Raw genomic sequence first — 23,240 nt, 5'->3', positions numbered from 1 at the left:
GCTATTAAGGCTTTGTCCAGAAAAGATCAGGATTATTGGTTTTATAGTTGGTAAAAGTAACCCCTGTCTGATTATTTTTCACCATTTTTTTTTGTGGTTCCTGAACAAGTCCATCCAAAGGAAGAAGTTCTACATATTCTATGCTTTTTCCATTCTTCCATGTTTCAGAATCATATTGGCTTATAACGGGAGTTTCCAGACGATAAAGATTTTTAGCCATATAATTTTCCAAATATGCTTCCTTTGTCTGCAATACATTCCTGTTCCAGTTTGCATCTGCATTCAAAACCAATGGTAATCCTTTGACCAATCTTTCTCTTACTTCCTGAATTCCCAAAAGATTTCCTTTATCGTCCATAACGTATGCATTAAAAGTAGGATCAATCCAGATCCATTTATTAAGTTCGCTGCTATATACCATATTAATTACATGGCAGTCATCAAACTGTGTTTCCTTTGGCATACATGTAATGTAACGTGATTTAATTCCCAATGACAAATAACATTCATTAAGAATTGTTGCCAGCATTCTACAATTTACACCGCGATTTTCTGTTTTACAAACCCGGATAAGATCAATAGCATTTTTCAGCGTTGGATTATCACTGCTTCCATCATGTCTTACAAGATTATGTACCCAATGCATCAGATTAAAAATCTTCGAAAGCTCACTTCCATTTCCTGCGATTGAATCCAATTTAAGATCTTTTCTGATTCTTTTTAAATCTGCATTATCCTGAGACTGATAAGCAAATTTTGGAATAAAGCGATCATCAGAGAAATTATATTTTCCGGCATTTTTAAGAATATCCAGTCTTGAAGGCTCATATTTAATCTGCGTTCTGGCGGAATCTTTACCTTTTAAAATGATAAAATCAAATACGGATCCCGGTTTTAAATTATATGAAATGGAATCTGAATCTGTGTAAAAAGTAACTTTTTTTCCGGAAGTCGTATAAACATCCAGTTTTTCTTCAGGCACAATTGTCCATGCATTTTTTATTCTTTTTCCATCCACTTTAATATCCACATTCTCGGAAACAGCTTTTATAACAGGTAGCTTTTTCTGTCCTGCTAATTTCACTCCAAAAATCAGAAAAGCTGAAAGAAGTATAATGTTTATTTTCATAGTTCATGTAATTAAATCTACCTTGGAATCTCTATTCCTTCTAAAATCTGTCTGATAATTTCATCCGCGGTAAGGCCTTCCATTTCTCTTTCCGGCGATACAATAACTCTGTGTCTCAGAACGGCATAACTTGCTTCTTTAATGTCTTCCGGCGTTACAAAATCTCTTCCTCTTAAAGCTGCAAATGCTTTTGATGCGGTTAACAAAGCCAGACTCGCTCTCGGAGAAGCTCCCAAATACAGGAACTGGTTTTCTCTGGTGTTGATAATAATTTTAGCGATGTACTCCATCAGTTGAGATTCAACGATGATTTCTTTTACCAGATGCTGATAATTTTTCAGTTGCTGGGCAGTAATCACTTTATTGACAACCTCCGTTTTATCTTCCTGCTTGCTTTCGTGCTGGTTTCTGATGATGGCAATTTCCTGCTCCAGATTCGGATAACCCACATTTATTTTAAACAGAAAACGGTCAAGCTGGGCTTCCGGAAGTCTGTATGTTCCTTCATGCTCGATCGGGTTTTGGGTTGCTACCACAAGGAAAGGTTCTTCCATCGGATAGCGGGTTCCGTCCATCGTGATCTGCCTTTCTTCCATCACTTCAAACAAAGCCGCCTGAGTTTTTGCCGGAGATCGGTTGATCTCATCAATCAGGATGAAATTAGAAAAGATAGGTCCTTTTTTAAATTCAAATTCAGAATTTTTTACGCTGAAAACAGAGGTTCCCAAAATATCGGAAGGCATCAGATCGGGCGTAAACTGAATTCTGCTGAATCCTACATCGATGGTTTTTGCCAGTAATTTTGCCGTGATGGTTTTGGCAACTCCCGGAACACCTTCAATAAGAACGTGACCGTTCGAAAGAAGTGCTGCCAAAAGATGTTCCACCATGTTTTCCTGACCGACGATTACTTTTGCAATTTCGGCTTTTACTTTTTCAAGACTTGTACGAAGTTCAATCATATCAATTCTCGACTGAAACTGATCTTCTTTTTTATCTAAGCTAATAGAAAATTCGTTTTCTATGTTTGGGTTTTCAAAGTTTTCCATATCCTATAATTTATCAATAGAACAGTGCATCCAATTACCAAGTACCTTGAGAATTACAGCACTGTTATATTTTCAGATTGTTACATTTTTTTAAATAATTTCATCCAAAATTTTATTCATTCTCACAAGATCTTCCTTCATTACGTGCGCATAAGGATCCTGCCCTTTTTTAATCAGCCCAATGGCTTCATCAATTATTTCCATTGGTTTTCCGGTTTTCAGATGGAGTTTTTTTGCAAATTCTTCATCCAGTTTCTGGGTATCGATAAGGAGATCCATTCTTACTTTGTTCAGGAAGTACTGGGCTTTTTTCGACATCATATCATGGAAATCGCCTTCCTGAAGATAAAGATTTCCGATACTTTTCACAAAATCTACCGAGTTATTTTTCAGCGGTTCCACAATCGGGACAATGCGCTGTTTTCTTTTGGCATTAAAGAAAATAAACAAAGCCAGACCGCCCAGAAGAACCCACCAAGCATATTTTAAAGCAGGGTTTGAAAGGATAAACCTCAGCAGAAACTGGGAAGATTTCGAATTGCTTTCCAGAAACCACAAGGTTTCTTTATCATCCAGATAAGAAAAAACGTCCTGTGCATATTTTACATTGCCGGGTTTCAGAAGATAGTAATTGGTAATAAAAAGCGGTTCGCAATGGACGTAAAAGTAACCTTTCCCGAATTTTACTTTAACAAAATTCGCCTGATCGTCATTATTTTTTTCCACTGTCTTTCCTAAGACTTCAGATCCCGGTTTAATGAAAGTAAAACCTCTTCCGGATGGAAATTTATCCAGTTTAATGAAATCGTTCTGGTATTTCGTGTCGGTAAGTTTTAAAACATTTTCATCCTGAAAAGAAATCATAGAATCATAATAACCGATGCTGTCGGAAATTTCTTTCGGCATTTCGCTGATAATCAACATTGCGTTGGAACCTTTGGAAACTTCTTCCATAATTTTATTCCACGATTCTGTATCTACTTCATGCTCGATGACAAGGATATTATGACTGCCTTTTTCTTTATTCTGGGTATAATAATCATAAGGAGTCTGATCTATTTTTTTAACTTTATTCTTAAAAAGATCTTTGATCTCGTTATTAAAAACATACAATCCGAACGGTGATTTCTGGTAAGTCTTGAAATTTTTCCTCCAATCCGTACTTTCTGTTTTGTTGACTTCAAACAACGCCAGAATAATCATCACCACGACGAAGATTACAGCATATATTTTGAAAGTTTTGTTCATGATAACAATTAATTACGGTTTAAAGGATTGATATTGGTTTTTAAATTTCAGGTAGTTTTCTTCATCAATAGAGAATTCTCCGTACCAGACATAATCGAAAATATAGGCAAGATCGTAAAAACTTTCTTTTAAGTGCAGTGCTTTCAGCTCTGCCGCATAATCTTTATTGGTTTTTTCCGGATTCCAGACGATGAGTTTCTTATCGCTTAATTTTTTTAACACAAATAAAAACTGATAACGCACTGCCGAACGGAAATCGCCCGATTTTTCAAATTTCAGAATACTTTCCGGGAAATTAATTTCGTGAATATTTTCATGAAGCTCTTCTTCGCGGATATCCACTTTCCGGTTTTTCTTTCCGAAGAATGAAATTCCGCCGTTCCCTATGAGATATTTAATGATGAAATACAGCAGGAAACCGACAAGAACAATCACAAAAAGACGCACTAAAATCCCAGCGAAATTTCCGGATTTTGTAAATACGGTTTCCCCGAAAATACTGTCTAACAATTCTGCGAGCTTCTTCATCAGCTTCTGCCCGAAAGACATTCTGGGTTTTACCGTAGTATAATCGAAGTCTTTGTCTTTGTATCTTGAAGGGATGTTGTCTTTAAATTTTTTAGGATAAACGGTGTTTTCCGTTACCGGATTTTTATACAATACAGAATCTGCACGGTACATATTCCTGTAATGTCCCGTTTCTATCGAGTCTATAAAAACTGCTTCTTCAGGAGGCAGATCGTCCTGCTGCTGAGAAAAAACAGTTCCGAAGCTGAAAAAAAGCAGTAAAAGAAGAAGCCTATTCATTATTTCCTATTGTTTCTATTTCTGCCAGTTCCATTTTCTGATGAAGATCGGTGCGGCTGTCGTAATACATCAATCCTGAATTTACATACAGAACATTCATTAATATGGTTGAGACCAATGTTGAAAGTCCGTAGATAAAGAATATAACAATTCCGAAATTTCCGGAGAAAGGATTCTGTTCAAAATTCCCATCCGGAGCGGTTGTTGAAAGTTTAAGAATGTATAAAATCATCGGAACTCCGGATAAAAATCCGCTTACAATATAAAAAAGCAGTCCCAAAATAATGGTTGCTCCCCAATATTTCCAGTAGGGAGATTTTTCTCTGCCATTCGGATAAGAAAACTGGGATCTTACGGCATAACTTAGGCTTTCGAAAAAACCTTTATTTCCGTTAAAATAATCGTAGCAGAGAAAGGTGATGATGCTGAATAAATTCGGCAGGATAAAAAGCAGCAGAAAAATTCCAATGAAAAAAAACACCAACAGATAAGAGAATCCGAAAATAGCAGTTGCAATCGGCATTACCAAAAAGGTAAGCCCGAAATAGGCAATGAAAACTTTTTTAGAGTTCACTTTAAAATCACTGATGATATCGTCTGTTTTTATTTCTTTCTGTCCTTCCGCAGCTCTTTTTACATAAAATACAGGAAAAAGCAGATTAACCGTCATTAAAGCTGTGGAAAGCACAAAAAGTACAATTCCCGCGATGATAATCAGTCCTAAATTATCCTGAAAATACTGTTCAAAATAATAGCTCTGTCCGCTCATATTAGACCCGAAAATGGCTCCGAAGAATTCTCTGAATCCTACCACCATCACAACAACGGTTAAAATAAGCAGCAAGCCGTTCAGCAGAATAAAATTTTTAAAATAATTCTTACCGTATAATTTGAAAAAAGCAAAAGTATCGCTGATGAAACTTCCGAAATCTCTCTTTTTATAAAACTGCATCCTGAATCTGGTTATTAATTTTTTTGCTGACAACAGACGGATAAATACAGTAATAAAACCCGATGATTGCCAAAGACCCGAAAATAATAATTAAATTTAAAATTAAAGGCATTTTCAGGGCGTGTCTTGTTACATATCCTTCAATAATTCCTGCACAGATGGTGAAAGGAACAGTACTAAGGAATATTTTGAATGAATCTTTAAATCCGCTTTTGAAAGAATTAAATCTGGACAGTGTTTTCGGAAATAAAATAGAGGCTCCCAGAATAAGACCGCACATGGCTTCCACTACCATCGCAAAGATTTCAAAAACTCCGTGAAGCCAGATTCCTCTTGCGCTGTCCTTCAGTGCGCCGTAATCATAAAAGAAATACTGGAAAGAGCCGAGCATCACACTGTTGTTCAGCAATGCCCACAAAGTTCCTACTCCGCCTGCAATTCCGTAGATGTACAGTCTTGCACCAACTTTTATATTGTTGAAAATAATCCCGATCGTACTTCCCCATGTAGAACCGCTCTGGTAAACTCCTACCGCATTTCCTGCCTTAATGTTTTCAATCGTCTGGTTCACATATTCTTCACCCAGAATAACTTTGGCGAAATCTTTATCGTAAATTCCGGAAAGCAGACCGATTAAGGTAAATAATGTAAAGAACAGAAAAGCATATCCCAAATACCTTCTGTACTGGTACACCAGCAAAGGAACTTCGGTTTTGAAAAAATGCAGAAACCTGTTTTCTTCTACCCTTTTGGTTTTATAAATTTTCTGGAAGATCTGTGCAGACAAATGGTTAAGATAAACCGTGGTATTACTTTTCGGGTAATACGTCTGTGCAAAAGAAAGGTCGTTAACGAGGTTGATGTACAGCGAAGAGAGATCATCAGGATTTTTTTTAATTTTCCCCTGAATAACCTGTTCTATTCCCAACCATTTTTCTTTATTTTGTTTAATGAAATAAACTTCTCTCATAATTGTAAGGCTAAAATAATAAAAATAATGTCTCAAATCGCGATAAATACTTCACAAAATGTAAATATTAATTTCAACATTGCGGGTGTTGGAGAAAGACTTCTTGCTTATATTATCGATCTTCTTATTCAAATTGCGTACACCATCGCTATTCTGTATCTTTTTTTCAATATTCTGAATCTGGGATATGTGATGGATGGGCTGGATCAGTGGTCGATTATTGCTATTTACAGCATTCTTCTTTTCCCGACTGCGATTTATCCGCTTGTTCTGGAAAGCCTGATGGAAGGACAGACTCCGGGAAAGAAGGTCATGAAAATCCGTGTGGTGAAAATCGACGGTTATCAGGCGGGATTCGGAGATTACATGATTCGCTGGGTTTTCAGGATTATCGATATTTCTATTATTGGTCTTATCTCTGCCATTGTTTCCAAAAACAACCAGCGTTTGGGAGATATTGCATCGGGAACCGCCGTTATTTCCTTAAAAAACAACATCAATATTTCGCATACGATTCTGGAAAACATTAAAGAAGATTATGTTCCTACTTTTCCGCAGGTCATTGCTTTAAGCGATAATGATATGAGAATCATTAAAGATAATTATCTGAAAGCTTTAAGAGTGGACGACCGACAAATCATCAGCAAACTTTCCGATAAAATTAAAGGAATTCTGAAACTGGAAGTAGATCCTACCAAAATGACGGAAAGACAGTTCATCGGGGTTGTTATTAAGGATTACAATTATTATACGGGGAAAGACAGTTAGAAAGACGATTTTAAAATATTTTAAAACCACTCTGCTTATAAAAGCTCCCGCAGATCTGGCGGATTTAGCAGATGATTCTGAAAAATTCGTCAAATAATTTGATTTAGAAACTGCAATCTAAACGCAAAGGAAAAAGTTTTCACCTCATTAAAGAGAAGCAAAGATACTCCGTCGCAGACGGATGATGAAGCGCGCTTCTTAGCAGATGAAATCTGCATTCACTTTGCTCCCTAAATATATTCATTCTCAAAATAAAAACTTTGCGTTTAGATAATCCTGAACAAAGTTTGTTATGCTGAAAAGCATCTCTAGTATTATATTTAATAGATTTCTCCTTCGTCGAAATGACAGAGCTGTTTATAAAACTCCCGCAGATTTTGCGGATGATTTTGTAAAATTCGTCAAATAATTTTTATTAATTTGATTTAGAAACTGCAATCTAAACGCAAAGAAAAAAGTTTTCACCTCATTAAAACTCCGTCGCAGACGGATGATGAAGCGCGCTTTTTAGCAGATGAAATCTGCCTTCACTTTGCTCCCTAAATATATTCATTCTCAAAAGAAAAAACTTTGCGTTTAGATAATCCTGAACAAAGTTTGTCATGTTGAAAGCATCTTTAAGATTATATTTAATAGATTTCTCCTTCGTCGAAATGACAGAGCAGTGTCTAAAAAATCACTCAGATTTTGCGGATGATTCTGAAAAAACTAAAAACTTAAAAACCTTTTTCAAGAATCAAAGCCTTTTCTGAGTGAATCGATATTTACAATCAACAAAAAGTATTCAAAAAAAAAATAAAATTTAGCATTAATCTTATTTATATCATTCTAAAACTACGTGTATAAAAGAACTGAGCAATCATCGCCAAAATAAACAGAACAAAATGCAATACTCTAATTTTGAGTTCATATCTACGGATGACGGAAAGAAAAATGATGTTGATAACGGATGTAAAAAGTATCGCCACATCATGCATATTTTTCACTTCTGAAATATCAATATCTAAAGCGCAACGCCTTACCGTTCCAAAATTGAACCTGCAAAAATGAATGAAAAAAGACAACATACACGAGAGGTATAAAATGATAACGTATTCTGAAAAATCTTTTACAAACTGGTTTCTTTCTTTACTAATCAGAGCAAAACCTAAATTTACAAACGACAGAAGCAAACAGGATGTTATGGTAAAAAGAATATCATAATGTCCAAAATTCAGAAGATGGTACACCACAAAATACTGAATGGAAATATACAATGCTCCCACCGTTACAGGAAGCCAAAAGAAATGATAAGCGAAATAATTTAAATTTGATCTTTCCGGCATTTTAGTTTTTTATAATGTTAATATTATTCAGAATTTCAATAAGATATTCTGTTCCCTATTCATTAGATTTTGCTTTGTAAACTGTAGAAATCTTACAATGTGAATCTTTGTGAAATGATAAGAGGGCATCTAAATTTTAGAAAGCCCTCTTTTGTTTAATTAAATTTAGTCTAAAAAATTATTGATATTTCTAATATTCCTGATGATGGCTTCTTCGCTTCCTTTTGGCGGAAGTTTTCCGAAAGTTCCAAAAAATGAACTTAAAGGATCATCCATTCTTTCTTTTCTTTTTTTGTAGAACTTCTCGTAAGTTGTATCAATACCATTGGGTAAAGATTCGATAGGTTTTTTAGTGTTTTTCAAGCCAACTAAAGAAAAATTAAAATAATTTTTATCATCATATATTTCTAAAATTAAACCTGGTAATCCTTTAAAGGAGTAAGGTCCTTCCTGAATTGGAATTTCGTCTGTATACCATGCTATCATAATTTTTTTTCTGTATTTACATACAGCTTTTTTACATTGATAGCCCTGTATTATCTTCGATCCAGATTCCAGCTTCCACTCTATTTTATTATTGAGATCATAGCGATATCCATCTCTTGATATATTATCATAAATGGTTACTTTTCCATCACTATAAAAAACTTCCGGTTTAAATTTAGCCGAAGGAAGAGCAGAAGCATTGATTACAACCTGTCCATCAACAGGATTATTCATACTTTTTTCAATCATTTTAATTCCTAAAGAATCTGCAAATGCTTTTTGATTGCTTTTGAAAATAGACGATTTCCTGCCGATTAATAAAGATGCAAATTCTTTTTTCTGAGTTTTAATATTGGCTGTATCAATTAAAAAGGTAACTAAATATTTACATTCAATATAAGAGCTGTCCGCTTTTTGGGAAAACAAAAAATTATTGCAAAATAATATGAAAAATAGATATAACTTTTTAGACATCATTTAAAAATTTTAACCACCATAATCAGGCGAACCACAAACATATTCATTGTACAAAGCTCCGTTTTCTCTCATACAGGCATAGGCATGTGCTTTGGAATCTGCATCGCCCAGTTCATAACAAACCGTATCTACGGCATTTGCGCTAGAATTACACCAAACTACCATCAGATAAGATTGGCAATACTGCTGCGGAGTAGATTCCTTTTCACATTTTTCAGTTTTGGTCTCTTCTGTTTGCTTGGATGGTTTCTTTTCCTCCGTGTCTTTTGCACTTAAAAATCCTACAAAAGAGACGGTTGCAATTAAAAATAATTTTTTCATCTGCTTTTTTTTCATTTGTTAAACAGATCAAAAATAAAAATTTAGTACAATTAAATATAATTTTCTTTTTGCGATTTTATTGCGATTTTTCGCAAAAAATTTATCTTTACACTAAACTTTACAGAAATGGAAAAAACAAAACTCATCGAAGCCCGCAAAAGAAGAAACATCAGCCAGGAAAGAATGGCAGACATCCTTTCTATGGATGTTTCCAACTACAACCGAAGAGAGAAGGGAACGGCAAAAATTTCTTTATCGGAATGCCAGAAAATTGCAGAAGTATTGGAAGTTCCTTTCGAAGAGGTTTATGAAAATGAAGAGAGTTTAGTTTTTATTTTTAACGACAATTCTACAGGTAATGGAATTGTTAATACCAATAATTACAACATTCCGCTTTCTTTGTGGGAATCTCAGAAGAAATACATCGATAAACTGGAAGCAGAGATTGAAACACTAAAAGCAGAAATCGCAAAATACAAATAACCTTTCGCGGTGCAGTTTTTGTATTTTACACTTCATAAAAGTTTAAGTTATGAGATTTGAAAATAATAAATCGGGAAACGGCGGAGTCATTACTCTAAATAATGAAGTAAAAGAAATCGGAAGATTAACGTACACTATTTTCCCCGAAGACAGCAAATTCATTATTTCCTTCGTTCTGGTTCACCCCGAATTTGAAGGTCGCGGAATGGGAAAATATCTGGTAGAAGAAGCCATAAAGTTTGCCCGCGAAAACAACTGGAAAGTCTATCCGCACTGTTCTTACGCGCGATCTGTGATGATGAGAATGAAGGACGTGGAAGATATTTTTTTACAGCGTTAACACTTCGTTCACCAAGATTTCCTCAATATCATCCGGATAATCTACTTTCAGATGCTGATCGGAATTTACCCAATTCTGTATTTCTTCAAGCTTCAATACATTAGAATTCGGAATTCCCATCTTGTCTAAAGCGCATGCATTGCATTCCTGTTCATATTGATTATGAATAGGAATTACGAACAGTTTTTTATCCATAAAAAGTGCTTCTGCGGGACTTTCGAAACCTGCATTGCAGAGAATACCATCGCAGTTTTCAAATGCTTTTAAGTATTGAATTTCATCAATCGGAAAAATTTCAACATTATTTTCCTTAAACTGCAATTTGGAATATTTGGAAAAAACTTTCCATTCTACCGGAATCTGCTTTAAAACTTTAATGATATTTTCATCTGAAAAGCTCGGAAGATAAACCAGATAAAAACCTTTTTTGTTGGGATTCAGGTTTCGGATTTTCCTTCTGATGACCGGTTTTTTTATCTGAGGATGATAATTTTCGAAGTGGAAACCAATTCTTCTTTCACTCGGAACATAATATTTCAGCACCATTTCCCCGAAAAAATCTTTTTTTTCCGGTTTCGGCGTTTCTTTAAACAACATGGAAGCCTGATGACTGAGTTCTATCATCGGATGTTTTCTAAATTTACAAGCCCATCCCGTTAAAGGTTCATAATCGTTGATGACTAAATCGTACTGAGAAAGCTCAATTTCGCGGATCGCTTTGAAGGCTTCTAAAAAACTATTGTCTGTAAACGTTTTCCGATAGGATAAACCGCCTGTTTTATCATAAAGAAGGGAAACGCCTTTGTGTTTAAAATTAATATCAAAATCAGCCTTTAACTGCGACTGATGTCCGCTGATAAGTGTATCGACAGAAGCATATTTTTTCAGGATCGGAACGATTTCCTGCGCGCGTGCGACGTGTCCGTTTCCTGTTCCCTGAAAGGCGTATAAAATTTTCATTGGCTGAAGTTGGTTACTATTTTTAAAAGCTCATCACTATCGATTTCCTGAATTTCCTCTGCGGTATCATCTTTTAAAAAATCTTTATGTTCGTCATAATAAAAAATCTTCCACTCGTTATTATTGTACTCCAGTGCGGAAAGATTTTCGATCCAGTCTCCGGAATTAAGATACGTACAGGAACCTTTTTTATTAATCACCTCCCGAATCTGTGGCTGATGAATATGTCCGCAAACTACGTAATCGTAATGATTGTCGATGGCAAGTTCGGAGGCAGTCAGCTCAAAATCCCCAATGTATTTTACCGCTTTCTTCACATTGTTTTTAATTTTTTTTGAAAATGAATATTTTTCTTTTCCCATTTTCTCCAAAAACCAATTGACAACATTATTAATCACAATTAATAAATCGTAGCCTTTTCCTCCCAGTTTAGCAATCCATTTCGAATGCTGAACAGAGGCATCAAACACATCTCCGTGAAAGATCCATGTTTTTTTATTGTCTATGTCTAAACAGATTTTATTACAGACTTTAAGTTTACCCAATTGGAAGTCGGTAAACTTCCGGAACATCTCGTCATGATTTCCGGTAATGTAGAAAACATCTGTGTTTTTTGTGGCAAAGGACAATATCTTTTTGATGACCTTTAAATGGGGTTTAGGGAAGTAAGACTTTTTGAATTGCCAGATATCGATAATATCTCCATTCAAAACTAAAGTTTTAGGCTGAATAGAATTAAGATATCGCAGTAATTCTTTAGCCTTACATCCGTAAGTTCCCAGATGAACATCCGATATAACAACTAATTCGACGTTTCTTTTCATAGTTTTATGCAAAGAAACTACTTGAAAGTTAACTGTATATGAATGTTATATTATTTTTTTAGAGAGTTTCCATCAACTCTTCTGTAATTTCCATGTTGTGATAAACGTTTTGCACGTCATCATCGTCCTCGAAACGCTCAAGCATTTTCATATTTGCCTTGAACTGCTCTTCGTTCACTTCTTTTGTATTGTTCGGAATTCTCTGAAGTTCTGCGCTTTTTGCCTCAATTCCTAATTCATCAAGCTTGTGAGATAAAGAACCGAAATCTTCGAAAGCCGTTGTAATCATTACTTCTTCTTCGTCTTTTTCTACGTCTTCTGCTCCGCCGTCAATCATTTCCATTTCAAAATCGTCCCAATCCATTTTAATTTGAGCTAAATCGATCGTGAAAATTCCTTTTCTGTCGAAGATGAAAGCTAATTCTCCATTTTTACCAAGATTACCATCAAACTTATTGAAAATAGCTCTTACATTGGCAACCGTTCTTGTAGGGTTATTGGTAGTACATTCTACGAAAAATGCAACTCCGCCTTGTCCGTAACCTTCGTAAGTAATTTCTTCGTAGCTTTCTGCATCTGCACCACTTGCCTTTTTAATCGCTCTTTCTACGTTGTCTTTCGGCATGTTTGCACCTTTCGCATTCTGGATGCATCTTCTTAGTGCAGGATTAGATTCCGGATCAGGACCTCCTGCTTTTACTGCCAATGCAATATCTTTACCTATTTTAGAAAAAGTCTTAGCCATCTTGTCCCATCTGGCCATTTTAGATGCTTTTCTATATTCAAACGCTCTTCCCATTTTATATTTTTAATTTTCAACAAAATTACTTAAAAGTGAACGAAAAAAAAATACCCCCAGAGAACTGGAGGTATTTATATTTAGAAAAATTTAATTATTTTTTCTTTTTAGCTGGAGCTTTTTTCTTAGCTGGAGCTTTTTTCTTGATTACTTTTACCGGAGTTGGATCTTCGTAGTCTCTTTTCTTAAGAGCATTCCACTGAGCCGCATCTTCGATAGCAGTTACAACTACTTTTCTGTCTACTTGTCTTTCAATATCAGAAGCCGTTGCAGGTACAGTAGCTTTAGCTTTACCTACACCAATTGATTTAAGAGCATTAGCATCTACACCTCTTGCATCTAAAGCAGCAACTACAGCAGCAGCTCTTTCTCTAGATAGTTTCAAGTTGTAAGCTTCAGATCCTTTAGCATCAGTTCTACCTTCTAATAGATAGTTACCACCATCTTTCTTGATTAGATCAGCAGCTTCATCTAATGCTGGTTTAGACTCAGCTTTGATAGTAGCTTTATTGAAATCAAAGAATACACTTCCTAATTTTTCTTCAACAGTTTTAGCTGTCACAGCTTTAGGCTTAGGACATCCGTTGTATTCTGGAAGACCTGGAACAGTAGGACAAGCATCATCTTTATCTAAGATTCCGTCTCCGTCTGTATCTGGCCAAGGACAACCGTTGTTTTCAGCAGGACCTGCAACTGTAGGACAAGCATCATCTTTGTCGATTACACCGTCACCATCAGTATCTGGCCAAGGGCATCCGTTGTTTTCAACCGGACCAGCCACTTCTGGACATTGATCGTCTTTATCTGGAACTCCATCACCATCAGTATCAGGACATCCCTGGAATTCTGGTAAACCTGGTGTATCCGGACATAAATCGTCTTTATCTAAGATACCATCTTTATCTCTATCTCTGTTACCAAATCTAAAGTTTAAAGATGCTGAAGCTTGCCAGAAGTTAGCAACGTTAGATTTGTCTCCCGGAGTTGATACGTAATCTCCTTGGATACCTAAACCGAAGTTTTTAGTTAACCAGAAGTTAGCACCTGCACCAGTAGCAACTGTAAAGAAGTTAGCTTTACCGCTTTCGTTTCCGTTGTCACCATTTGTAACATATTCTCCGTTAGCATCCGTTCTAGGGAAAGTAAGAGAAGTATAGTCGTGTCTTAAATAGTTAGCACCAACTCTTAAATATGGATCAAACCAAGATTCTTCGTTCCAAAGAAGACCTGCAGCCTTCGCCTGGAAACCTAAACCTGTCATCAACATAAACTCTTTACCCATGTTGAATCTTTTGTTTTCAACATTTCCAACAGTAGTCTGCCAGTCGATTACCAAACCTTTACCGATGTTCCTAGCTACAGTAAGTTTTGATAATGGCGGAGTAATAGAGAAGTTGTTCATATTGAACATTGTCTTCGTCAAATTATTAGCAGAGAACGTGTTACTGAAGTTTGTTCTCTGTGCCATATGGTTTTCCGCGTGAGCACCAACCCCGATTAACCACGGATTGTTGGTAGTCTGAGCGAACACAGTAGAAGCAACAGTAAGTGCCAATGCTGAAATTCCTAATTTTAGATTTTTCATAGAATTAAATGATTAAATAATTGATAATGCAAAATAAATATAATTTTTCTTTATATACAAAGTTTTTCAGATGATTTTTAACTTTTCTTTAATATTCTGTCGAGGTTTCGTTTATTTTCTCTATCTTTTATGCTCTCCCTTTTATCGAAGAGTTTTTTACCTCTACCCAGCGCTATGAGAACCTTTGCTTTTCCCCTGTCATTGATATATAATTTAAGAGGTATAATAGTGTTCCCTGCATCTTTTAACTTTTTTTCTAATTTTTGTAACTCTTTTTTGTGCAAGAGCAATTTCCGTTCCCTTTTTGTTTTATGATTGTAAAAAGTTCCTAATTTGTACTCGTCGATCATCATATTAATGATGTACAATTCCCCATCAATAAACTGACAGAACGATTCTGCAATAGATGCTTTGGAAGAACGTAAAGATTTTATTTCTGTACCCGTTAAAACCATTCCCGCTTCGTATTCTTCCAGAATTTCATACTCAAATCTGGCTCTTCGGTTGAATATATTGACTGTTTTTTCGATCTTCATGTTAAATTCGTATGTATTTATAAGATGTAAAAATTTAATAAGGTTGCAGTTGAATTTAATTTTTTCGTGAATTAATTTTCTGCATTTTATTAAATTTAGCTATTGAAATATATAAAAAATACGCTACATTTAAAAACCTGACTATTACATTATTGCGAAATACCCAAATTCTTTTCGTATTTTTGCGGCAAATTTACAAAACTATATGTTAACAGTATCTAACTTATCTTTACAATTCGGGAAAAGAGTTCTTTTTGACGAGGTAAACATTATGTTTACAAAAGGAAACTGCTACGGAATTATCGGAGCAAATGGTGCAGGAAAGTCTACATTCCTTAAAATATTAACAGGAAAGCAGGACCCGACAACAGGACACGTATCTTTGGAACCTGGAAAAAGAATGTCTGTTCTGGAGCAGGATCACTTTGCTTATGATCAATTTACTGTGCTTGAAGCGGTTTTGAGAGGTAACAAGAAATTATTCGAGATAAAAGAAGAGATGGATGCGCTTTACGCGAAGGAAGACTTCTCTGATGAAGACGGAATTAAAGCCGGAGAATTAGGCGTCATCTACGATGAAATGGGAGGATGGACTGCAGAATCTGATGCACAGACCATGCTTTCCAACGTAGGTATTAAAGATGATATGCACTGGCAAATGATGAGCGAACTTGAGAACAAAGACAAAGTAAAGGTTCTTTTGGCTCAGGCGCTTTTCGGAAATCCGGATGTACTTATTCTGGATGAGCCTACGAACGACCTTGATATCGATACGATCTCTTGGCTGGAAGATTTCTTAGCAGATTATGAAAACACCGTAATCGTTGTATCTCACGACCGTCACTTCTTAGACACGGTTTGTACGCACATCGGTGACTTGGATTATGCTAAATTAAATCTTTACACGGGTAACTACTCTTTCTGGTATCAGGCTTCTCAGTTAGCAACGAGACAAAGAGCTCAGGCTAATAAAAAAGCGGAGGAAAAGAAGAAAGAACTTCAGGACTTCATTGCAAGATTCAGCTCAAACGTTGCGAAAGCGAAACAGGCTACTGCGAGAAAGAAAATGATTGATAAACTAAACATCGATGATATCAAACCGTCTTCAAGAAGATATCCAGCCATTATTTTCGAAATGGAAAGAGAAGCGGGAGATCAGATTTTGGATGTGAAAGGTCTTGAAAAAACCAAAGACGGAGAATTATTGTTCTCAAACATCGATTTAAACCTTAAAAAAGGTGATAAAGTTGCTGTTTTGTCTAAAAATTCATTGGCTATCACTGAATTTTTCGAAATTTTAGCCGGAAACGTAGAAGCAGACAAAGGAGCTGTTGCTTGGGGAGTTACTACAAACCAGTCTCATATGCCTTTAGATAATACAAATTTCTTTCAGGAAGATTTAAGTTTGGTTGATTGGCTAAGACAATTCACCAAAAATGATGAAGAGCGTCATGAAGAATTCGTAAGAGGATTTTTAGGAAGAATGCTTTTCTCCGGTGATGAAGCTTTAAAATCCTGTAAAGTACTTTCAGGAGGTGAAAAAATGAGATGTATGTTCAGCAGAATGATGCTTCAGAAAGCTAACGTTCTTTTATTGGATGAACCAACCAACCACTTAGACCTTGAAAGTATCACGACATTGAACAACTCACTGTCTAACTTCAAAGGAAATATTCTATTGGCTTCTCATGACCACGAAATGCTTTCCACAGTCTGTAACCGAATCATCGAGCTGACTCCAAACGGAATTATCGACAGAGAAATGACTTACGATGAATATCTTGCTGATAAGAAAGTAAAAGAATTAAGAGAGAAAATGTATTCTTAAAATATTTAAAAACCGTTCAACTGCTGAACGGTTTTTTTTAACACTTCCCCTTCAATAATAAACTTTTCTTTTAAATTATAATTCCCTATTTTTGTGAAATGAGTCAAAAATGGATTTACAAGCCCGAACCCGATGAGGAAATTGTGGATGGATTAAGTTCGTCTCTTGGTTTTGGAACTTTTGAATCTAAACTCCTCGTTCTCAGAGGAATTGACAATTATCAAAAGGCAAGAGAATTTTTTAAACCCAACCTTAACGACATTCACAGTCCGTTTTTAATGGCAGATATGCAAAAAGCTGTAGAGCGGATTGCCACTGCAATTGAGAATGGAGAAAAAATATTGGTATACGGAGATTATGACGTGGACGGAACAACTGCCGTTGCACTGATGTATCTGTACCTCAGCAAAATTGTTCAGAAAAAATATTTAGATTACTATATCCCCGACAGAAATTCTGAAGGATACGGAATTTCCACCGAAGGAATCGACTTTGCCAAAGAAAACGGCTTTTCTTTGATTATCGCTTTAGACTGCGGAATCAAAGCATTAGATATGATCAGCTATGCCAAAAGTCTGGATATCGATTTTATCATCTGCGATCATCATTTACCCGGCGAAGAAATTCCCGATGCTGTTGCCGTTCTGGATCCGAAAAGAAGCGACTGCCGTTATCCTTTCAAGGAACTTTCAGGATGCGGAGTAGGTTTTAAACTTTGTCAGGGACTGAATACGATTTATAAACTTCCTGAAGCAGAACTATTTGAATTAACAGATCTTCTCGCCATTTCCATTGCTGCAGATATTGTTTCGATGACCGGAGAAAACAGGGTTTTGGCTAAAATGGGACTGAAAACCCTTCGAAAAACGAGAAATTTAGGATTAAGATTATTAATTCCCGAAGATAAACTTTCTCATTTTGAAATTTCAAATATTGTGTTTGAAATTGCGCCTAAAATTAACGCTGCCGGAAGAATTTCGCACGGAAAAGCAGCCGTTGAGCTTATGGTTTCGGATAACCTGAAACACGCCCACCAGATTGTGAGCGACATCATGAATCTTAATGATGAAAGGCGTGAACTGGATATGAATTCTACTCTTTCTGCTTTGAATCAGGTTATTGAATCTCAGCAGGAAACAAAATATACTACCATCGTTTATCATCCGGAATGGAATAAAGGGGTGATCGGAATTGTAGCTTCAAGACTGATTGAAACCTATTACAAACCAACCCTTGTTTTCACCGATGGAAATAATGGGGAAATGGTGGCTTCGGCGAGATCCGTTTCGGATTTTGATGTTCACGAAGCACTGGATATGTGTTCGGAATATTTCTTAAAATTCGGAGGGCATCACGCTGCAGCAGGACTTTCCATGGAGAAAGAAAAATTTGCGGCTTTCAAAGAAAAGTTTGAACGTGTTGTCTCTGAAAAAATCAAAGAACATCAGAAAGAGCCATCCATTACGATTGACTCGGAAATTCAGATTGATGAAATTAACAGAGAATTTATCAATTTCCACAGAAAATTAGCTCCTTTCGGACCTCACAATATGAAACCGATTCTTACCTTAACCAATCAGAAAATTTCGGGGTATATTAAAACAATGGGGAAAGATAATAATCATCTTAAATTTTACATTAAGCAGGAGTCCACCGGAAGAAATATAGAATGTGTAGGCTTCAAATTAGGACAGTTTGCCGATGATTTCAGAAATAAATATTTTGATCTAGCCTTTACACTGGAAGAAAATCACTGGAAAGGAAATGTCACACATTATCTGAATATTAAAGATGTACAATTCAGGGATTAGAAGTTTTTTATGAAAAAAATTGGTTTATTTTTCGGTTCGTTTAACCCGATTCATATTGGTCATTTAATTTTAGCCAATTACATTCTGGAAAATTCCGATATGGATGAACTTTGGTTTGTGGTAAGTCCGCAAAATCCTTTTAAAGAAAAAAAATCTTTGTTAAAAGATCATAACCGACTGGATATGGTGCAACTTGCCGTAAAAAATTATCCGAAAATGCGTGCTTCAAATGTGGAGTTTTCGCTTCCGCAGCCAAGTTATACAATTGATACGCTGACTTATCTTCACGAGAAATATCCCGACTATTCTTTTAGTTTAATCATGGGAGAAGATAATCTGGAAAGCCTTCATAAATGGAAGAATGCTGAAACTTTGATTAAGAATCATCACATCATTGTTTATCCGAGGGTTTTTGAAGGTGAAAAAAAAGATTCCGAATATCTGCAGCACGAAAATATTTCTCTAGTCAACGCGCTTATTATTGAGCTTTCCGCAACAGAAATCCGAAACATGATTAAAAGCGGAAAAAATGTAAGACCGATGCTTCCTCCCGAAGTTTTTGATTATTTGGATGGAAGCAGTTTTTATAAGTAATTTTGTATTCAGGAAATCAGACGTAGAGATTAGAATTAATAACTGTAATTTCAACTCATAAACCGAATTCTCAATTCAATACTATGAACTTCATCGAAAAATTTTTCTCAAAATACCCTCAGGAAAAAATCATTAAATGGTTTAAGAATATCTGTCTTGCAGAAGCCGTTTCGTGGTTTTTTCTTTTCACGGCTATGATCTGGATCCGTACCAATCCCGATGAAATTCTTCCTATTGTTTACATCAGTACCATCGGAAGTATTCACGGTTTCTTTTTTTCTCTTTATCTGATCTTTTTACCCGCGATAAGAAAAATTTACATCTGGGACGATGAAGACAGCGTTTTTGCCTTAATTGCTGCCTTCTTCCCGTTTGCCACCATCTGGATTGATAAAAAATTGGCCCGTTTCGACAGAGAATAACAATTGAACATAAAAAAGGACCTTTTCGGTTCTTTTTTCTTTTTTCGCCATAATAACATTTCAGAAATTTCATCCTGAAATGTAATACAATCATGCTCAAAATTGTCTTATTAACAGCAAAGGAATAAAAGCAAAAAAATTAATATAAAATTTTATTAACTGAAAATCAATTAGTTAAATTTAATTTAAAAACTTTTTAAGTACTTTGTATTGCAAGATACTTAATTTATTATATATCTTTGCAATGTTAAATAATAACAAATACAAGCTATTAAAAAACTCTCTAAAATTATAAAACATGAAAACGCCCATTCTTATCGCAGCTATATTCTTTAGTGGATTATCTTTCGCTCAGCAAACTAAAAAGGATACTGTAAAAACAAAAAGCATAGAAGGAGTTACTTTAACCAAGCAGGTTTTCAAAAAACAAAGCGACCGTTTTGTATATGATGTTGCTGCATCTCCCATTGCAAAAGGCAATACAACGTTCGATATTCTGAAACAGACTCCCCTTTTGTCTACGACTGATGATAAGACATTAAAAATTGCAGGAAAGAACAATGCGCTAATCTACATTAACGGCAGAAAAAGCAATATGGATGCAGAATCTCTGGTTCAGTTTCTGAAAAATACACCCGCAGAAAATATCCAGAAAATTGAAGTGATTACAGTTCCGGGAAGTGAATATCAGGTGGAATCTTCCGATGGGATCATCAATATCGTGCTGAAGAAAAAAATGAGCGACGGAACCAGCGGAAACATGAGAATGTCTAATACCCAGAGTAAATACAATGCAAGCAACGCCAGTTTCTCTGTCAATTACAGAAAAGACAAACTTGGAATTAATGCGAATCTTAGTGGTGGCGAAAATATCAATCCACAAGCATACGTTCTGAGAAACCGATCTGAAAATGTACAGAATGAATCTGTTGGTAACATTGATGATCCAAACAAAAATTTAGGAGGTTATCTGAATATTGATTATCAGTTGAATGACAAAAGTAATCTGGCTTTATCATGGAATACATGGGCAAACAAAAGCTACAATTCTACGATTGATCTGATGAACACGATTACAAAATATGATACTAACGGCAATATACTATCAACCGCTTATACTAAAACTAAAAATAAAGAGGACGCAAGAAGCTATAACAATTCTGTAAATTTAAACTATGAAGTAAAGCTTGATTCTTTAGGAAGCAAACTGAACGTGAATGCAGCTTATCTTAATTATAAAAGATTTCAGTACACGAATAATAACACGCTGATTCAGGATGCGGCAGGAAATTTCACCCAAAACAGCAGCAAAATAATTCAGGATCTTCCGCAGGTTATTAACAATTTTTCTGGAACGGTAGATTATATTCAGAAATTTAAAAACGATTTTACGTTCTCTGCCGGAGGAAATTACAATAAAACAAAAACTGACAACGACACCAAAAATTATTCATATCCATACGATCTTTCCGGCAACCAGTTAGCTTCTCAAAATGATTTTAACCATTTTATTTACAATGAAAATATTTATGGGCTGTATGTAACTTTTGAAAAAAAGTTTTCGGATAAGTTTTCAGGAAAAATCGGAGCAAGATACGAAATCACGAATAGCTTAGGAACCGCAGATAGTTGGAAAAACAATGTAGAAACCAATCAACAGATCGAAAGAAATTATAATAATCTTTTACCTTATTTAAGTTTCAATTATGCTATTAACGATAAGAACAATATTTCCTATTCCTTTTCAAGCAGAATGAGAAGACCAAGCTTTTGGGAACTGAACCCTGTAAAAAATCTTATTACGGAAGATAATTATACTCAAAATAATCCTTTCGTAAAAGCGTCTTCTACCTACAATCAGGAGCTAACGTATATGTACAAAAATTCTTATTTCCTGATTTTGAATCATACCTATGAAAAAGACCAGATTACGCAGGTTCCGTTGCAGAGAAGCTATATCGATCCGAAAACCAATCAAAAAAGAGTTCAGTTAGCCTACATCAGAACCAATTTCGGAGACAAGCAGGAAATGTCTGCCATGCTGGGAATTCAGAAATCTTTATTCAAGCAATATCTTACATTAAACTTCAATGCGGGTGTACAGTATAACATCAACAACGGAACATTAGATACAGATCCTACAACAGGACAGGTTTTTGACACTTATGTAAACAACAGAAAGTCGGCAAGTATGGTGATTACCAGTAACAATACCATCCGTTTAGACAAAAAGAAAACATGGTTCTTAGGCATAAATTTCTTCTATGTGGATAAACAGCAGATAGAACTTGGTATGCTGAAAAACTTAGCAAGTTTAGATCTGAGCATTAAGAAAAACTGGAACGACTGGACTTTTGCGGTGAATCTGAATGATGTTTTAAGAACCAATGTCGTGGAAATTGAAGATTTACAGGCTTCCGGAAATTACAATTATATTAAAAACGACATGTACAAAAGAAGCATTAATGTAAGCATTACTTACAATTTCGGAAACCAGAAAGTGAAAAAGGTAAGAAACATCGAAAGTGCTTCAGACGAAATTAAAAACAGAACCAGATAACAATCATTTCTTCATATAAATCATTTTTTGTGGTAAACTCGCTGAGAAATCGGCGAGTTTTTTTATTTTTAATTAAAATTCAATGATGAAGAGTCGTTTAATTGTTTTAACAGGTTTATTTCTTCTTACACTTTTAGGTTGTAAACAAAACACCATTGATTTCGGAAGTGATAAATCTTTTACGATAGAAAAAAATATTTCTTACAGAAAAGACAGGGAACAGAAAATGGACGTTTATATTCCTAAGGCTTCTTTAAAAGATAAAGACGTTTTCGTCGTTATTCACGGTGGCGGTTGGCGTGGCGGAAGGAGATCTCAGCTTACGGATTTCACTTATGATCTGATGAAAAAATTTCCTGAACATATTTTTGTCAATCTGGATTATAGGCTTGCATCATCTAAACGTTTTGCACTTCCCAGTCAAACAGATGATATTACCAGTGCCATGAACAATGTAGAAAAAACCTTAAAAATTCATCCCAAATATATTCTTCTCGGTAATAGCGCGGGCGGACATTTAGCAATGTTGTATGCTTATAAATTTGATCCGGACAGAAAGGTAAAAGCAGTTATCAATATCGTCGGTCCCACTGATCTGAACGATTCAGGATTTAAAAATTATGAAGATTATGCTTTTGTAGAGAAACATTTGATTGATCCTAAAATCGTTGACAGCAAAACAACGCTAATGGACTTTGGAAGTCCGGTTCACTGGATTACTCCAACTTCCGCTCCTATCCTTTCTTATTACGGAATTAATGACCATGTGGTTCCAATGTCTCAAAAGAAAACGCTGGACTCGGTTCTATCAGAAAATAAAGTGTATCATGAATCTTATGAATTTACCGGAGATCATCTCGGCTGGGATCAGTCTTCCAATGCAGATTTTCTGGTCAATAAAATTGAGGGATTTATGAAGAATATCGACAAAAAATAAACGCTCTGAAAAACTCAAAGCGTTTATTA

23 protein-coding genes are annotated in these 23,240 nt (G+C 35.4%); 9 read left to right on the top strand and 14 right to left on the bottom strand.

Going from position 1 to position 23,240, the window contains the following annotated elements:
- Positions 1-4 precede the first annotated feature (4 nt).
- The 6 genes from PFY09_RS15455 to PFY09_RS15430 form a co-directional block, all read right to left on the bottom strand.
- Positions 5-1,129 carry a transglutaminase domain-containing protein gene (locus tag PFY09_RS15455; RefSeq protein WP_271160274.1) on the bottom strand — a complete coding sequence of 375 codons (1,125 nt, stop codon included), beginning with the start codon at positions 1,127-1,129 and terminating at the stop codon, positions 5-7.
- A 17-nt stretch (positions 1,130-1,146) separates the two neighbouring features.
- Positions 1,147-2,178, bottom strand: a complete 1,032-nt coding sequence (locus tag PFY09_RS15450) for an AAA family ATPase (protein WP_076395014.1) — start codon at positions 2,176-2,178, stop codon at positions 1,147-1,149.
- Positions 2,179-2,268: 90 nt separating this feature from the next.
- Positions 2,269-3,426: a hypothetical protein gene (locus PFY09_RS15445; RefSeq protein WP_271160273.1), complete on the bottom strand. Its 1,158-nt coding sequence runs from the start codon at positions 3,424-3,426 to the stop codon at positions 2,269-2,271.
- A 12-nt stretch (positions 3,427-3,438) separates the two neighbouring features.
- The gene (locus PFY09_RS15440) at positions 3,439-4,233 is read right to left on the bottom strand and encodes a DUF4129 domain-containing protein (RefSeq protein ID WP_271160272.1); all 795 of its coding nucleotides are present in this window, start codon (positions 4,231-4,233) and stop codon (positions 3,439-3,441) included.
- A complete protein-coding gene (locus PFY09_RS15435; RefSeq protein WP_271160271.1) occupies positions 4,226-5,185 on the bottom strand; it encodes a DUF4013 domain-containing protein in 960 nt (319 codons plus the stop codon). Before PFY09_RS15435 ends, PFY09_RS15440 begins: the two co-directional genes overlap by 8 nt.
- Positions 5,172-6,155, bottom strand: a complete 984-nt coding sequence (locus PFY09_RS15430; RefSeq protein WP_076395006.1) for a stage II sporulation protein M — start codon at positions 6,153-6,155, stop codon at positions 5,172-5,174. Before PFY09_RS15430 ends, PFY09_RS15435 begins: the two co-directional genes overlap by 14 nt.
- Before the next feature lie 27 nt (positions 6,156-6,182).
- Between PFY09_RS15430 and PFY09_RS15425 the strand changes: the two genes are divergently transcribed.
- On the top strand, positions 6,183-6,923 hold the full coding sequence (locus PFY09_RS15425; protein ID WP_108410658.1) for an RDD family protein: 741 nt from the start codon (positions 6,183-6,185) through the stop codon (positions 6,921-6,923).
- A gap of 818 nt (positions 6,924-7,741) precedes the next feature.
- Here the strand turns inward: PFY09_RS15425 and PFY09_RS15420 are convergent.
- The 3 genes from PFY09_RS15420 to PFY09_RS15410 all read right to left on the bottom strand — a co-directional run bounded on the left by PFY09_RS15420 (position 7,742) and on the right by PFY09_RS15410 (position 9,532).
- On the bottom strand, positions 7,742-8,248 hold the full coding sequence (locus PFY09_RS15420; protein WP_108410657.1) for a hypothetical protein: 507 nt from the start codon (positions 8,246-8,248) through the stop codon (positions 7,742-7,744).
- A gap of 165 nt (positions 8,249-8,413) precedes the next feature.
- On the bottom strand, positions 8,414-9,208 hold the full coding sequence (locus PFY09_RS15415; RefSeq protein WP_271160270.1) for a GLPGLI family protein: 795 nt from the start codon (positions 9,206-9,208) through the stop codon (positions 8,414-8,416).
- Between the two features lie 12 nt (positions 9,209-9,220).
- Entirely contained in the window at positions 9,221-9,532 is a 312-nt protein-coding gene (locus tag PFY09_RS15410; protein ID WP_271160269.1) for a hypothetical protein, read from the bottom strand.
- Between the two features lie 126 nt (positions 9,533-9,658).
- On the opposite strand from PFY09_RS15410, the gene PFY09_RS15405 reads away from it, so the two are divergent.
- Positions 9,659-10,015 carry a helix-turn-helix transcriptional regulator gene (locus PFY09_RS15405; RefSeq protein ID WP_271160268.1) on the top strand — a complete coding sequence of 119 codons (357 nt, stop codon included), beginning with the start codon at positions 9,659-9,661 and terminating at the stop codon, positions 10,013-10,015.
- Between the two features lie 49 nt (positions 10,016-10,064).
- A complete protein-coding gene (locus tag PFY09_RS15400) occupies positions 10,065-10,355 on the top strand; it encodes a GNAT family N-acetyltransferase (RefSeq protein ID WP_076394996.1) in 291 nt (96 codons plus the stop codon).
- Here PFY09_RS15400 and PFY09_RS15395 read toward each other — a convergent pair.
- The 5 genes from PFY09_RS15395 to smpB all read right to left on the bottom strand — a co-directional run bounded on the left by PFY09_RS15395 (position 10,344) and on the right by smpB (position 15,059).
- Positions 10,344-11,315, bottom strand: a complete 972-nt coding sequence (locus tag PFY09_RS15395) for a glycosyltransferase family protein (protein ID WP_271160267.1) — start codon at positions 11,313-11,315, stop codon at positions 10,344-10,346. The two genes, PFY09_RS15400 and PFY09_RS15395, sit on opposite strands and share 12 nt — an antisense overlap.
- The gene (locus PFY09_RS15390; RefSeq protein WP_271160266.1) at positions 11,312-12,139 is read right to left on the bottom strand and encodes a UDP-2,3-diacylglucosamine diphosphatase; all 828 of its coding nucleotides are present in this window, start codon (positions 12,137-12,139) and stop codon (positions 11,312-11,314) included. Before PFY09_RS15390 ends, PFY09_RS15395 begins: the two co-directional genes overlap by 4 nt.
- Positions 12,140-12,197: 58 nt before the next feature.
- Positions 12,198-12,938 carry a YebC/PmpR family DNA-binding transcriptional regulator gene (locus PFY09_RS15385; RefSeq protein WP_271160265.1) on the bottom strand — a complete coding sequence of 247 codons (741 nt, stop codon included), beginning with the start codon at positions 12,936-12,938 and terminating at the stop codon, positions 12,198-12,200.
- A gap of 94 nt (positions 12,939-13,032) precedes the next feature.
- Positions 13,033-14,523 carry an OmpA family protein gene (locus PFY09_RS15380; RefSeq protein WP_076391928.1) on the bottom strand — a complete coding sequence of 497 codons (1,491 nt, stop codon included), beginning with the start codon at positions 14,521-14,523 and terminating at the stop codon, positions 13,033-13,035.
- Between the two features lie 77 nt (positions 14,524-14,600).
- Complete coding sequence (gene smpB, locus PFY09_RS15375; protein ID WP_076391926.1) at positions 14,601-15,059, bottom strand: SsrA-binding protein SmpB; 459 nt, start codon at positions 15,057-15,059, stop codon at positions 14,601-14,603.
- Between the two features lie 205 nt (positions 15,060-15,264).
- Here smpB and PFY09_RS15370 point away from each other — a divergent pair, with 205 nt between their 5' ends.
- From PFY09_RS15370 to PFY09_RS15345, 6 genes are all read left to right on the top strand, one after another.
- A complete protein-coding gene (locus tag PFY09_RS15370; protein WP_076391924.1) occupies positions 15,265-16,887 on the top strand; it encodes an ABC-F family ATP-binding cassette domain-containing protein in 1,623 nt (540 codons plus the stop codon).
- A 98-nt stretch (positions 16,888-16,985) separates the two neighbouring features.
- Positions 16,986-18,698 (top strand): single-stranded-DNA-specific exonuclease RecJ, encoded by a 1,713-nt coding sequence (gene recJ, locus PFY09_RS15365; protein ID WP_076391922.1) that lies wholly within the window; start codon positions 16,986-16,988, stop codon positions 18,696-18,698.
- A gap of 9 nt (positions 18,699-18,707) precedes the next feature.
- A complete protein-coding gene (nadD, locus tag PFY09_RS15360) occupies positions 18,708-19,292 on the top strand; it encodes a nicotinate (nicotinamide) nucleotide adenylyltransferase (RefSeq protein ID WP_271160264.1) in 585 nt (194 codons plus the stop codon).
- An 83-nt stretch (positions 19,293-19,375) separates the two neighbouring features.
- Complete coding sequence (locus tag PFY09_RS15355) at positions 19,376-19,714, top strand: DUF3817 domain-containing protein (RefSeq protein WP_087707955.1); 339 nt, start codon at positions 19,376-19,378, stop codon at positions 19,712-19,714.
- 298 nt (positions 19,715-20,012) lie between these two features.
- Positions 20,013-22,274: a TonB-dependent receptor domain-containing protein gene (locus PFY09_RS15350; protein WP_271160263.1), complete on the top strand. Its 2,262-nt coding sequence runs from the start codon at positions 20,013-20,015 to the stop codon at positions 22,272-22,274.
- Between the two features lie 85 nt (positions 22,275-22,359).
- Positions 22,360-23,211 (top strand): alpha/beta fold hydrolase, encoded by an 852-nt coding sequence (locus PFY09_RS15345; RefSeq protein ID WP_271160262.1) that lies wholly within the window; start codon positions 22,360-22,362, stop codon positions 23,209-23,211.
- Positions 23,212-23,240: the final 29 nt, after the last annotated feature.

It is taken from the genome of Chryseobacterium gambrini (assembly GCF_027920505.1).
In the GTDB taxonomy this organism is placed as follows: domain Bacteria; phylum Bacteroidota; class Bacteroidia; order Flavobacteriales; family Weeksellaceae; genus Chryseobacterium; species Chryseobacterium gambrini.
Note: the sequence above shows the minus strand (reverse complement) of the source record. Positions and strands in the feature narration are given on the sequence as shown.